This window comes from Methylobacterium iners, assembly GCF_022179305.1.
GTDB lineage: Bacteria > Pseudomonadota > Alphaproteobacteria > Rhizobiales > Beijerinckiaceae > Methylobacterium > Methylobacterium iners.
In genome coordinates this window covers 1-13,082 of sequence record NZ_BPQP01000017.1, presented here as the reverse complement: position 1 = coordinate 13,082, position 13,082 = coordinate 1, and the positions used below count along the sequence as shown (strand labels likewise).

Sequence of the window (13,082 nt, the reverse complement as noted above, 5' to 3'; positions counted from 1 at the left end):
GTGCGCACGGCGATCCTACTGGCTCGGCCGGTGAAGGGGTGAGACGTCGCGTTCAGATCCGTCCTGCTTTGCCCATCTCGGATTGGAACTAAGCTGCGCCCTTCTGGCATATGCTTCAAGTAGCAAAATTCAGTTTTCGGAGGCGGGACATGGCGACCGGCAACGCGGCATACCGGATCCAGATACGGCCAGCCCCTTCCGACCCGTCCAAGTACCTTTGGACGATGTGCGGAACCCACTCCATGTTCCGCGAAGAGGCAGCAACACCGTATCCATCTGTCGAGCAAGCGCTTGCAGAGGCTAACGCCCGCCTTGGGCAGCTTGCCTGATCTCTAGCAGATCCATTTAGATTGACGCGACGGTCGAAGGGAAGAGTTTTGGCTGATGCCTTCCGCTTCCGCGTCATCCATCAGGGCTGGAACACCTTCGGCATCGCCACCATCGTTGAGCGCGATGGAACGTTCGTCGAGCGCGCCCTGGAGGATCACGGCCGGGCCGTGTGCGTCCTGCCCTACGATCCTGACCGGCGTGTCGCCCTTCTCGTCCGTCAGGTTCGTGTTGGTCCAATGTTCTGGGGCGAGCCCGGCGAGGTGGACGAGGCTCCGGCCGGAGGCGTCGAGGACGGGGATACGCGGGCGGCCGCCATCCGCGAGGCCTACGAGGAGGCTGGCGTTCGCCTGACAAGCCTCGAACAGGTTTTCGACGGCTACAGCATGCCGAGTGTCTCCAGCGAGCGCATCGCCCTATTCCTTGCTCCCTACTCGCAGGGCGATCGGATCGGCTCAGGCGGTGGGCTTACGGAGGAAGGCGAGCAGATGCTGGTGCTTGAAGTGCCGCTGGCCGATCTAGCCGAGCGTTTCGCCATGGGCACGATCAACGACATGAAGACAGCTCTGCTTGTCCAGGCCCTGCGCCTGCGCCGCCCGGGCTTGTTCGAACCGGAAGACGATGCCGGCGGGTGAGTGACGACACCACGGCGCCCTTCCGCGGTCGCCAACTCGAGGCGCTGAGCGCCTGCGCCCTTCACCCGCTCGGCCTGCGCCGCGGCGCCACCAAAGTCTGGATCCTCGCTCGATGACGATCGCCCTCCGTCTTCTGCTCGCCGCCCTCCTGACCTTCGCACCTGGCGCTTCGGTGCTGGCCTTCGACCGTGTCCTGCCATCACCGCGCGTGAAGGACACCGGCGAAATCCGGATGTCGGACGACATCAAGATTTGTCGGAAGTCCGGGAACGAGTACATCTCGACACCCGACAAGTTGGAGATCTAGAGCCCTGGCTCAACGGGCGACGCCTCGACGCTGAGCGCCAGGGCGCGGTCATGTCACGCGGCGCCACGCGCTCACTCGCCGAAGTTCTTGATCGCCGGCTCCACACGCTCGACAACTGCACCGTCGCCGAGCGCGCGGATGTGAGATCTTATGCTGGCGCTCTAGACCTTCGCGCCTGCCTTCAAGATGCGGTCACGAAAGCCGCTGCGGCGGGGAAGTCGCTGCTTGTCGATGCTGGCAAGTGGAACATCAAGTCGGAACGCATCACCGTTCCGATGGGGCTACTGATCGAGGGCGAGGGCTGGTGCGGACCATCCACTCCGACTTGCCGCGAACGGCCATGCTGGCCAAGCCCCGCCGCTTTGCCTCGTCTTGCCAGTACACCTTCAGCCGGCGGCTGGGATCTTTAGGGAAGACGGCCGTCCCGCGAACCGTTTGACCCTCGGCACCGTCGAGCTTGACACTCACGACGTTCTCGCCGCCAAACTGCTTCACGAGGACTGCCTCGTCGGTCTTCTTCGAGAACTTCGTGCAATCGAGCAGCAAGGGCTACTGAGCCTGCTCCTGAGCGAACGCTGCGTTTGTCATGAGTGTCCGCAGCACGGAGACAAGTGGAGCGGCTTTCATTGCAGATTGTCCTACGCCTTCACGTGCTTTGCGCAGCCCATGACACTGCGACCCCGCACGCAATTCCTCAAGGTTGGTCGCATCGCGTTGCTCAGAGCCGCATCATAGCGGGTCGGCTGATGGGGTGATCCGCGGCATTCTCACCGAGTTGCGGGCAAGTGCTCAAGACTGAACAACAGCAGATCGCCTTGCCCTTTTAGGGCTTTGATCGCGCGGACCGCGAGCACTCGGTGCCCTTCAATCGGAAGGGGTTGGGCCTCACCATCGGCAGATGCGCCAGCCTCGTCGGCGTCGGGGTGAAGCTCAGAAGCGAGAGACATCAAGGCTCCCCCCACGGTTGGGCCGCATCATCGCAAGTGATTTGCTCGCGCTCCGGGGCACCAGTTGCAGGGCTCCCCAGAGGCGGTCCACTTCGTGCGTGAGCAGAGATCGGCTACCCATTCTGAAGCGGGCCACCAACCTTCGGCACGACATGTCGCCACAGCTCGCCACCTTAGTTCCCATGAGCCAGCATGCACCGCGTTGATGCTCTAGGATGGCCGCACCCTCTTCTCACAGGAAGGGATGTTGAGTCTGACTGATCAAATGTGCCAACCTAAATGCCGCCAAAAATGCTTTTCAACCACCTCCCCAACGACCTGTTCAAGCCCCTTGCCTCGGCGAGCCGAGCGTTCAACGCGGCACTACTGCAGCATCTACAGTCGAAGGTTTTCAGCACCGGCATTGAGCCGTTACGAAAAACAGAGCTCCTTGCAGCCATCGCGGATTTCTCAGCGGGTTGGTCGCAGGACGAGATTGCCGACGATGAAACGACGCCTGCTGATCCTGTAGAACGTCGCTCCGCGATCTATCGACGGCTGCTGGACGCTGGTTGGTTGGTGGAGCGTCGTGAGCGCTACGTGCCTGTCGTTGAGTTCGATCCGGATGCACGCCTCGTCATCGAGGAGCTCGGACGCCTCGGCCGCGGCGAAACCCGATCTTACGGCGGCGCCGTCCTCGAAGTCCTCGGCAGCTTGGAGAGCGCCACGGCTAATCCGAGCGATCGATCCGAGGCGCTCGTTAACGCGGCCAAGGCCTCGCGCGCCTTTCTCAGCCATCTTCGCAGCCTGGCTGGTGCGATGCGCAAGATCGAGGATCGCATTCTGCGCGAGGAAGACCAATACGCAGCCTTTCGGCTCTACTTCGATGAGTTTGTCGCCCGCCACCTCGTGAGTGACTACCGGACGCTGCACACGCGGTTCAATCCGTTCCGCTTCCGATCAGGCATCGTGCGCGAGGCGGGACGAACGCTTCGCGACTCCCTGACGATTCGAGCCTTGGCTGAGGCCGGATTGCGCGAGGGGCGCGCCTCCACGATCGAGCTGGCCGAGCGGAGCGTGCGAGCCGATCTTGCAGAAATCCAGTCCATCTTCGAGGGGCTCGACCGACATCTCGACGGAGTGGCCGACATTGTAGCCCGGTTGGAGCGTCGTATCGCTGCAGCCTTGCGCTACATAGATCACCGTGACTCCGATCGGATCGAGCGCACCGCCGCCGCCCTACGGGCGATCGGTGCTGCTGGAGCCGCACTTCACAGCCTACCTCAAGCACCTGTATCTCTGTTCCGAGCGCCTGTGGGCGGGGTGCATCTCTATGCTCCACGCGTGCGGCGGCCACCTATTCGGGCCGAACCTCTGCCCGAAATCACCATTGACCCAGCCATAGAGGCGTTCATCGCGGCCAAGAACGCATTCCGAACACGCGTCGCAGTGACACCTGATCGCGTCGTGCGCTTTATCGAGAACAAGCTCGGCTCAGCGTCTTCGATCCGCGGCTCACAAATATGCGTCGCCGACGTCGACGAATTCATCGTGTTTCAGCGCCTGCGTGAGATCGACGTGCTGTTCGACGGCACCCTGAGTGCCCGTTATCACATCGCGCGAGTTGGGGGCCGTATCGAGAACGGATGGTTGGACTGCCCTGACTTCATCGTGGAGCGTGCCACCGGTGCTTGAGGAATTTCGGGCCATCATTGACGGCGCCGAGCCACCGCCGTCGGGCGCGAAGGCGCCGGACGAGGGCGAACTCGTGCGTGCACTTCAGGTATTGTTGAAGGCGCAATGCGTATATTCGGACACACCGGGCATCGGCCGATCTTATGAACTGGCCACCCATTATGCACCCTTCTTCCAGAGCTACTTTGCCTGCATCGGCTATGACTTTGCGGTCTCGCACCGCGATCAGATGGCGTTCCTAAAAGTTCCTGCCGAAGCGATCCGCCACGATGTACAGGCCGAACGCCTGCGCAAGGACGAGACTCTGGTGCTCCTCGCGCTGCGACTGACCTATGAGGAGGGCCTACGTGACCACCGCGTGACCACAGACGGCGTCGTCGAGTGCACAACGGACGACGTTGCTGAGGCGATTCGAACAGCGGCCCGAAATGATCCGCCCGAGGAGTCCCGGCTCATCGAGATTCTGCGCTTTCTCGCGCGGAAAGGCGCGGTGAGGCTCGGCGAACGCGACCGGACGGAGCGCATCACGCTGCTGATGATCCTGCCAGGGATTGCCGTGCTCGCTTCCGATAGCTGGATGGATCAAGTGCGGGCTTGGGCTGAGGCTCGAAGCGACGCATAGGACGTGACCAGCACAATTAGGTTTGCCGAGAAGCTGACGCTTCAACCCTCGAGTCGCCCGGCGCCGGTGTTCGTGCGATAGGTGTCTGTCACTCGCAAATCGAACGGCCATCCCGGTGTATCGCCTCACCGACATCGCCCTTTCCAATTGGTACCTGATCCGGCGGGAGCAGATCCGCATTCGCGGCGCTACAGCGCTGGTCGGACCAACAGGAGCAGGCAAGTCGACCATCTTCGATGCGGTTAGCACGGTCCTGGCCGGCAACAATGCCAGCCGATTGATCCTTAACGCCTCCGCCTCAGGGCGTAGCGCACGCACGGTGCGAGATTACTGCCTCGGCTGGATCAGCGATCCCTCCGAGGGCGGACGTCCGACCCGCGAAGCCTGTGAAACCCTGATTGTCCTGGTGTTTGAGAACGAGGTTTCACGCCGCACCGTCTCGGTTGGGCTTGCCCTCGCGGCGCGAGCCGAGGAAAGCCGCGAGACGACACTGTCCCGCTTCATCGCCGACGGCCATCGCTTCGAGATCGCCGACTACGTCCGCGAGGCGCATGAGGGAAGCTTCGTCGCGCCTTGGGCCGAGATCGCCAAGGATCTGCGCTTTCGCGCAGACCGGTTCGAGGAGTTCCGCTCGTCCGGCGAGCGATTTACCGCCGAGCTTCTCGCGCTTCTCCGCGAAGGGGCCACCGCCCCGGAGCCGAGGCATTTCCTTCGAACCTTCTCCAACGCAGTCGCTTTCAAGCCGATCTTCGACTCCTCAGCCTTCGTGCGGTCCTTCGTCCTTGAGCCCGAACCCCTCGATGTGGCCCGGATCCGGCAATCGGTTGAAAACTGGCGGCGCCTCCTTGAAACCATCGATGAACTCGAGCGTCGCCTCTCGCAGCTCGATCGCATCCTTCGCCGCTATGACACCTGGGCGGAAGCAAGCCTTTCGAGCGTCCTCGACGAGCTGCGGGCCGCGAGTGCCGATCTCCGCCGCCGCGTGCTCGAGTTTGTGACGCTTCGGGAAAAGGTTGGCGATGTCGCCAACCGACTGCGCATCGCGACCGAGAGCGTCGTTGCCAGCCAGGGCTTCGTACGCGAGATCGACGCCGAAATTTCCATGAAGAAGGCGCTGCTGAGTGGAGGAGCTGCGCAGGGATTGCGGGCTGCCACCGACGCGCGACACGCGATACTCACGCGAGATCGCCGAGACCTTGCGGCCCGGGTCGCCGCCTTGGTTGGCATCATCCAGGAGGCGGGGAAGCTCACAGCCGTTTCGGCTGAGATCCGATCCAATAATCCTGAGGCGCTCCGACTCGTTGAGGCCTGTGCTAGGTCCGGTCTGCGTCGTGAGGCTCCGCCCGAGGAGACTCTGCGCCTGGACGGGGTGTTCGGGCACCTGCTTGCCGACCTTGTCGCGTTGCCTGACTTGGCAGGTCCTCTAGACATCGCTGCCGAGGATGCAGCCTTGCGAGCACGCGCACAGGAGCGGGAAGCGCAAATCCTGTCAGCGGAGTTCTCGGTTGGACCTGCCAAGGCTGCACGCCTCTCGCAGGAGGTGATCGCATTCCGTGACGAACTAGCTCGGCTCGGGATCGACGCGGTCCCGATCTGCGAGCTTGCCGAGATTGTTGATCCAACTTGGGGTCCAGCCCTGGAAGGCCTCTTGGGAAATGCTCGCGAGGCGCTTGTCGTTCAACCCGATGAGCTCAATCGGGCCTTCGCGCATCTCGAAGCTCGCAAGAGCCAGTTCTATCGCTGCATCCTCGTGAAGACGACCGACACCGCACGGCGGCGTGGCGGTCGGTTCGACGACGGACCCTTAAGTCTGATCAAGACCGATGATCCGCATGCGGAAGCCTTCCTGACCGCTCGACTAGGGGGGTTCGACTTGGCTCCGAATGACGCTGCGCTCGCCCATATGAGTCGCGCAGTAGCCCCTAGTGGGCGCTCGACCTCGGGCATGGCGTACTCGGTCGTCCGACCCGTGCAATTGATGATGACGCGAGGAAATCGGGGCCCGACCGCTGAGGCGCGGAGGAACCTAGAGCATGCAACCGCCGAGGCGCGTCGGCTGCGGCGCGAGGCCGAGGTTCTACGGGAGGCCGCCCGTCGCACTGCCGCGCTCCAAGCGCGTTTGGCCGAGGCACCCCTAGACGTTGGCGCTTTGCGTCAGGAGGCTGATGCTATCGAAGGGCTCAGGCGTAGCCTTGCGACCGAGCGTGAAGCTGTCGAGAAGGTGAACTCCGGGGCGTTGGAAGAGGAGATTGCGGCGCTCGTGAAGGAGAGGTCGGCCTATCTCACCGAGCTCGTTCAGGTTCTCGAGCCGAAGCGTGACGCACTGCTGAGCGAGCATGCGGGCTTGAGTGCGAAGCTGACCTCAGCAAGAGAGCACGTCCGAGGCGCTCTAGAAGCCAAGCGAAGGGCCTATGGGCGCTGGAACGGAGCCGACGCTGTCCGGATTCGTCTCGTACGTCCTGACGGCTTTGACTCCTTAGCCCCCGCTAAGATCCGAGCAGACATGCGCGGCCTCGACGCAAAGGACTTGGCAGCCCTCGCCAAGGCCACCCGAGTTGCGGCTGAGGAGACTGCGGATCGGGCACGGCGGCATGGCCGAGCGGCAGAGCGCGATCTAGCCGAGTATTGTGCCGAGTGGCGCACCGACAATCCGCTCGGTCAGGGCGACGCTCCAGCGTCCTTTGGCTACGCCTGGACCAAGCGGTCCTACGACGAGGTCGCCGGCCACGAGCTGCGGCGGTACCGTGATCAGGCGGTGCAGGCTGAGGGCGAGATGCGCCGCCTGATGATCGAAGATCTCCTGACGCGCCTCGCCGACAAGTTCGAGCGCGTGTACGCGAGGCTCGATGCGTTGAACGAACGCTTGTCGAGCCAAACCTTCACCGGGCAGACCTACGCCTTCGAGGCGACTGTTGATCGTCGCTACGCCGCGGTCCACGCGCTTGCCACCGAGGTGGCGCGATCGGCTGAAGCCGCTCAAGCGCTCCTTCAGGAGTCAGGCTCCGAAAACACGACTGGGCCACTGGTTGCCGCAATAGAGGAGATCACGGCACTTATTTCGGGCGAAGAGAGCGCCTCGCGACTGGCCGACTATCGCAACTACTTCGTCTACGAGATCGGTATGCGGGATCGTTCCGGCAATCGTACAACGATGTCCAATCGTGCATTGCGCGGCTCCGGCGGTGAGGCTCAGGCACCCTTCTATGTTGCCATCGCCGCCTCGCTGGCATCAGCCTATTACCCCGGCGACCGTCCGGGCGACGAGAATCCCGGGCTTGGTCTGTGCCTGCTCGACGAAGCCTTCTCAAAGCTGGACATCCGCAACTCGCAAGCCCTGGTCGACCTTTATCAAGCCTGGGGGCTTCAGCTCCTCATTGCTGCACCCGAGGACAAGCGCACGACGCTGACAGAAGTGATGGACACGATCGTGACGGTCTACAAAAGCCCCGATCTGACGACAGTACGAATAGAGTCCGAGCATCCCCTGGAAACAGCTAAGCGCGCGCTCGCTGCTATCAACCCGGAACGGCAGGGTATCGAAGGGTTTCAGTTATCAGAGGCTGCCGAGTGACATCATTCGACAGATGGCGGCTCGGAACCATGCATTTCCATCGTACCAATGGTGTTCACGTTCAGCCCAGCACGTTCGGCAAGGACAGTTTATACCAAGCCGACCAGGGCACAAGCAGCCCTCAATTGCTTGCCGGTCATCAGCATTAGCCCTCATTACGAGGGAGTCCCGATCTGTAACCAGAAGGCTGACGGTGCTTGCGGACGATGTATTCCGTCGGGTGCGGAATACGAGCGTGCTGTTGGTGGCATGCGACAGCCGGAGGGAGCGGACCACACAGGTTCCCTAGCCAAAATGGAATGATGCGCAGGCTTAATGAGTAGCAACTAGCCATCTCCTAGACCGCGAGCAGCCACTGCAGGAAACGCTTTTATGGCGATCGATGCGCTTCGGGCACCCGTTTAGTCGGCCTTCCATCGAGAGTTCTCGGGTGATTGGTTAAGACCTTTCTTCATGTGTCATCGCGTAGCACTTTCTTCACCTGCACGTAGGCAGTCTGGACAATGAATCAAAGTTACTCCACATACCTCTATGTCAGCTGACTCACCGAAACTCACCTGCAGATTTAGGATGACGAGATGAAGCGCCGCCAGAGCGCGCGACCCGTTGTGGTCGAGATCAAACGTACCCGTACACCGACTTCACCGTCAGCCAGCAACGCTCGCTCATCGCCAAACAGTGCAGCGCTTTGGCGAAGCACGCCGTTGATCGAGGCGCCAGCAGAGATCATTCGCGAACAAGATCGGTTTCTGGAGCGGGATGGGGAAGCTACTCAATCCGCTCCTCAGCCCGCGCGGCGCGTATTACCAAGCCTCCTCCCGATGTACGAGCCGAGTACGCTACTGCAGGAAGAGCCACAGGCAGAGGAAATCACGCCGCACCAACGGTTGAGGAGGGTGAGCAGGAAGGTGCCGCATGCCGCGGCTCCGTGCGACTCTGCAGCCGATGCTGGGACCCCGGAGATAATACTGGAGCAAGAAGCTCCAGGGTCTGTTGCCGAGGCCGCTTCGCTGCCGCATGAGCCCACGTCGGAGCCAGAACCATCAAACAATGCGGTTCTACAAAAAGCGGCTGGTCGAGTGCGTGGGAAGCCACAGCGTGAACTCCGTCGCGGGGAGTTCTGGAAACGCCGCTTGCCGCGTGCCTGCTGGTGAGGTTGCGTCGGAGGCCTTTGCTTGACCGGCAGAGCAATCGGACGGTGTGTCGAACCTAGGCTAAGGTGTCATCTTGCGAAGTCTGTTCTTAGCGCTCGTGCTCTCATCATCCGCGGTGCCGGCTCTGGCGGTTTGCGGGTGCGGCTGCATCGAGGGAAACGCGGTTGCTCGTTGCACGCAGCCGACAGACATCCCTCCCCTTTGTCAGATCGTCTGTCTCCCATCTGTAGACCCACCTTTGGTCAATCTTCCAGGTGGCACATCCAGCAGAGGCCGGAGCGGATTGCTTGAGGGGCAAGGCGGTGGGGGGAGCGCGGGCCGTGATCCTCTCAGCCGTGAGCAACAGCAGCTCCAGCAGCTCTTCACCCCGCAGCGGTGAGCGGCGGCGTGCCCGGCGTGAAATCAGCACGGGCGCTTGTATGTCCTCGAGAGCCAATCGGAAACGGGCCGCATGGTCCGGTTTGCTCTACGCAACCACGTCTACGCCTCCGACTCAGGCGCAGCATGGGGGCAAGTATCCGCTGAGCGCCGTGAGTCCGGCAACGGACCTATCATAACAGCTCGGGCATGATCTGGGCCTGAATCCCGCCAAGCCTTTCGCATTGATCCTGCCGAAAAAGGGGCTATTCCCAAGTTCACGTTTTCAGGGGCAGGATCGCAGAAATTGTGCCCCTTGATCAACAGCTAAGCTGATTTCGACCTGCTTGGTAAAGAGGGAAGCTCTAGTTGGGATCGAGGAACGCGTGCTGGAACAGCGTGCAATCTTTGTTTTCATTCGAGTTTCAGCGCTATCGAGACATCAGGATCGGCGTCAATCTCTTGAAGAGTTCGATGCAGACCAGCGCTTCGACACCGTCGACATTGACGGGGATGGTGCTCGACCTGGAGAACGAGGTCACCGGCTCTGAAATCGCCGAGATCGATTTAATGCTCGAGGATGGGGACGCGACCAAAGCCGATCCCGCCGATGCCGGCTCATGTTCCGACGGTGGTCCTGCGATCACGCAGTCGACATAGCGGCGCGCACTTTCAACCGGGAATGCTGTGAAATCGTCTGACGGGCAACTCTTCGCAGGGGTTGCACTTCCCTTCGTAAGTGGCCGTCTCGTGGGTTTGTTCTGCCAAAAATGTTTTGATGCCGGGCGCTCTGATTCGGAATGCTGAGCCTGTGTCCGCGGCGCCATTTCATGCCTCGCACTGGAGCTCGGCCGTCAGAGCAATCTAGACTCTCTGAATTCCATGTTTCTGTAATCATTTATATATCACAGTTTAGACCTATAAGTATCAATACTTAATTTTCTTTTTTATAAATATTATAACGATAAATCAAACTTACGAATTGCAAGTTTTCGCCGTGATAAAGCCCGCCGCTCGTATCGATCCAATGCCGAGAGTTCTCGAGCGAACTTAGCGAAGTGATCTAGGTCGCTCTCGTCCGTAGAGACGGATTTGCTACGCGCTTTCCCGCCAGCTTGGATGTCACTCTCGTTTTGATGCACCTGCAAAACGGCGGCTCGAAGTTTTTCCGTGAAAGATCCTCCTGAGTATGCTGTAGCGATTGGTGCGGCCAACGGTCGAGTGAGTATGATCTGGCGGGCGTGACGCACGCGGTTGAGATCGACCTGCGCTTCGGCGATCCGCATCGCGAGCTCAAGGTCACCTCGACCGTTGAAGCTCTTGAGGATAGCGGCCGCAAGTTGCTGAACCTCGGCTCGCAACGGCTCAAGGTCGAGAACGGATGTCGCAAGGCCGTGCTGGCGGGCATTGCGTGCGGTCGCCGCTTTGCCTGCAGGCGAACGCGGTCCGGTGCTGCGGGTCGCGTTGTCGCGGTTGGCCGCAAGCTTACGTGGGCTCACCATTCTGAACCGGCCTTTGCTCGTCGGTTTCCCGCACCTCGGCGAATTCAGCGTCTTCGATCGCGGCGCTGGCACGGGCGAGCCTCAAGGCCACAGCGTCGCGATGACGGCTGATCTCACGCAGAACCGTATTCCGGCGGGACTCGGCACTCGCGATTAGGCGATCGATCCGCTCGATCTCTCCCACTCTTTCCGCCAGCGCCTCGGCGTAGACGGCGTCGAATGAGAGACTCATACCCTTGAGCAGATCATCAACCCTTTGCAGGGAGCTTGCATCGCCAGTCGACCAACTCTTCACAAGTTGCTCGATGGCCGGAAAGCCTACCGCATCACGAAGGACTCGCTTTAATGCCTTGTGGGAAGCCGTCTGGAGGAGATTGCCCTTGAGGCGGCGCAGCCGAAGGGTTTCCCAGATGAGGTCGGCAATATCTCGGACCCAGAAATGCTCGATAATATCCGTTGGACTGACGCTCTCAACGATCTGCTGCGTGATGCGCCTGTAATGTCCGGCGTCCTCTCCCATCAAAACGACGTGCGATTGTGGAAGCAGATCTATGCTAGTAGGGTGCGACGTGACTTTCTCGACCGAGCACGGGGATGGTCTTTCTGCCACGATGGATCCTATTCCTTACGTGCGACGACGAACTGGATACGGCTTCGTAGCCGCACCTTCTTCTACCTAAACAAGGCTTGGCAATTCGCCAAAACGAAGATTTGCCATGAAGCGCTGGCCGCCCTGCTTGTCCTAGGGTGCTGTCCCGCGCGGTTCGTTTGCATTCTCACAGGACGCCGGCAGCATCGCCGCGAGTGTCAGTAATCGTATGCATCGATGCCCTCTGTGTGTCAGGTGCGAGAGGCAGTTCTTCGTATCGTTAAAAGTGTTCGCTTCGCCTTCTAAAGCTGCGCGCTCATTGGCGAATTCAGCTGAACTCTCTGATCGCTCTAGCTCGCAGTGCCCGACATATGTTTCTCGGCATCCTGCCTTTCACGAAAACGGACGCCTGCCCCCCCTCCGTTCGCTGGTATGAACTGAACTCCAGCTCGCTCGAACGCCTGCAGTATCGCGGAGACAGTCGGTCCGTGGGCGCTAAGGCTGCCTGGCTTCGTCTCTAGACGTTTGATTGTGGGTAGAGACACTCCCGAAGCTTCGGCTAGGTCTCTTTGTTCCCATCTAACCAGCGCGCGAGCCGCGCGGACCAATTCACTCGTTAGCATGGACCGGCTCGCTGTCCCCAAAGTATTAAATGATGCCTGAGGTATTGACACCTCCCGACCGATGCTAGATACCTGAGGTATCAAATTTGGAGGATATCGATGGCCTACCGTCGTTCAATATCGTGGTCCTACGCCTTGCAAGGCTTGCGCGCTGATCGGGAGCAGATCTCCAAAATTGAGCGTCGCGCTGCGCTTGCTGTTTCAGCCTTCGCTAATCTCGCTTTTGGTCGGGCACAAGCGTTGGGGCGCGTCACACCTCTCATTGTCTGCGGAAGATTCAACCGCATAGCCATCATGTGGGCTGCCACAATAGCTGCGAAGGCCCGTCGCACGGTTACGGGTGAGTCTTGGAGTGTATGCCTGTCGGCTGCTCTGAAAGGCACCTGGCAGGCTGCGAGGGCAGCTCGTCGCCAAGTGATGTTGCGCAGATTGCATAACGCGGACCGCTTGTACGAGCGGACAGGAACTCACGACCTCCGGACCGTGAACGTCATGGAAGGCGGGGTCGGGATCTTAGAGAAGAATGTGGAAGTCTCCCCGACGATTTTGGCAAAACGCTCAAAGCCAAAGCCGGGCACCCAAGTGGTTGCTGCGTGACTGAGCAAGCCCAGGATTTCCGGGATAGCGCCGGCAGTTTTGAGCTCGCTTCCATAACGCGACCGGGTAGGCCGAAGTCGGTTTGATCCAGCCTTCTAAATTCATACCCACTAATCAAGTACGAGGCATCTCATGCCCAGACAGAAACCGCGCGTTCGCGCGGTTTCTGTCTGGGCA

General features: G+C 60.6%; 10 protein-coding genes. 7 read left to right on the top strand and 3 right to left on the bottom strand.

The window, feature by feature from the left end:
* Positions 1–377: 377 nt before the first annotated feature.
* Together MFF55_RS05815 and MFF55_RS05810 are read left to right on the top strand one after the other, a co-directional pair.
* Complete coding sequence (locus MFF55_RS05815; RefSeq protein WP_238243144.1) at positions 378–962, top strand: NUDIX domain-containing protein; 585 nt, start codon at positions 378–380, stop codon at positions 960–962.
* A 112-nt stretch (positions 963–1,074) separates the two neighbouring features.
* Positions 1,075–1,269 carry a hypothetical protein gene (locus tag MFF55_RS05810; RefSeq protein ID WP_238243143.1) on the top strand — a complete coding sequence of 65 codons (195 nt, stop codon included), beginning with the start codon at positions 1,075–1,077 and terminating at the stop codon, positions 1,267–1,269.
* Between the two features lie 264 nt (positions 1,270–1,533).
* On the opposite strand, the gene MFF55_RS05805 is transcribed toward MFF55_RS05810, so the two are convergent.
* Complete coding sequence (locus tag MFF55_RS05805) at positions 1,534–1,815, bottom strand: hypothetical protein (protein ID WP_238243142.1); 282 nt, start codon at positions 1,813–1,815, stop codon at positions 1,534–1,536.
* Between the two features lie 692 nt (positions 1,816–2,507).
* On the opposite strand from MFF55_RS05805, the gene MFF55_RS05800 reads away from it, so the two are divergent.
* From MFF55_RS05800 to MFF55_RS05785, 4 genes are all read left to right on the top strand, one after another.
* Positions 2,508–3,890, top strand: coding sequence for a Wadjet anti-phage system protein JetA family protein (locus tag MFF55_RS05800; RefSeq protein ID WP_238243141.1), 1,383 nt, complete (start codon positions 2,508–2,510; stop codon positions 3,888–3,890).
* Positions 3,883–4,512 carry a DUF4194 domain-containing protein gene (locus MFF55_RS05795; protein WP_238243140.1) on the top strand — a complete coding sequence of 210 codons (630 nt, stop codon included), beginning with the start codon at positions 3,883–3,885 and terminating at the stop codon, positions 4,510–4,512. The genes MFF55_RS05800 and MFF55_RS05795 overlap by 8 nt, the downstream gene beginning before the upstream one ends.
* Positions 4,513–4,627: 115 nt before the next feature.
* Complete coding sequence (locus MFF55_RS05790) at positions 4,628–8,083, top strand: SbcC/MukB-like Walker B domain-containing protein (RefSeq protein ID WP_238243139.1); 3,456 nt, start codon at positions 4,628–4,630, stop codon at positions 8,081–8,083.
* 1,910 nt (positions 8,084–9,993) lie between these two features.
* Positions 9,994–10,254 carry a hypothetical protein gene (locus tag MFF55_RS05785; RefSeq protein ID WP_238243138.1) on the top strand — a complete coding sequence of 87 codons (261 nt, stop codon included), beginning with the start codon at positions 9,994–9,996 and terminating at the stop codon, positions 10,252–10,254.
* Between the two features lie 296 nt (positions 10,255–10,550).
* Here MFF55_RS05785 and MFF55_RS05780 read toward each other — a convergent pair whose 3' ends face one another.
* Together MFF55_RS05780 and MFF55_RS05775 are read right to left on the bottom strand one after the other, a co-directional pair.
* Positions 10,551–11,096 carry a hypothetical protein gene (locus MFF55_RS05780; RefSeq protein WP_238243137.1) on the bottom strand — a complete coding sequence of 182 codons (546 nt, stop codon included), beginning with the start codon at positions 11,094–11,096 and terminating at the stop codon, positions 10,551–10,553.
* Positions 11,080–11,616: a hypothetical protein gene (locus MFF55_RS05775; RefSeq protein ID WP_238243136.1), complete on the bottom strand. Its 537-nt coding sequence runs from the start codon at positions 11,614–11,616 to the stop codon at positions 11,080–11,082. Before MFF55_RS05775 ends, MFF55_RS05780 begins: the two co-directional genes overlap by 17 nt.
* A 791-nt stretch (positions 11,617–12,407) precedes the next feature.
* Between MFF55_RS05775 and MFF55_RS05765 the strand changes: the two genes are divergently transcribed.
* A complete protein-coding gene (locus MFF55_RS05765) occupies positions 12,408–12,905 on the top strand; it encodes a hypothetical protein (RefSeq protein ID WP_238243134.1) in 498 nt (165 codons plus the stop codon).
* Positions 12,906–13,082 lie beyond the last annotated feature (177 nt).

Coding starts and splice junctions, on each gene's coding strand:
- MFF55_RS05810 (WP_238243143.1), top strand. CDS start 1,075: ATGACGATCGCCCTCCGTCTTCTGCTCGCCGCCCTCCTGACCTTCGCA.
- MFF55_RS05800 (WP_238243141.1), top strand. CDS start 2,508: ATGCTTTTCAACCACCTCCCCAACGACCTGTTCAAGCCCCTTGCCTCG.
- MFF55_RS05780 (WP_238243137.1), bottom strand. CDS start 11,096: ATGGTGAGCCCACGTAAGCTTGCGGCCAACCGCGACAACGCGACCCGC.
- MFF55_RS05775 (WP_238243136.1), bottom strand. CDS start 11,616: ATGGGAGAGGACGCCGGACATTACAGGCGCATCACGCAGCAGATCGTT.
- MFF55_RS05765 (WP_238243134.1), top strand. CDS start 12,408: ATGGCCTACCGTCGTTCAATATCGTGGTCCTACGCCTTGCAAGGCTTG.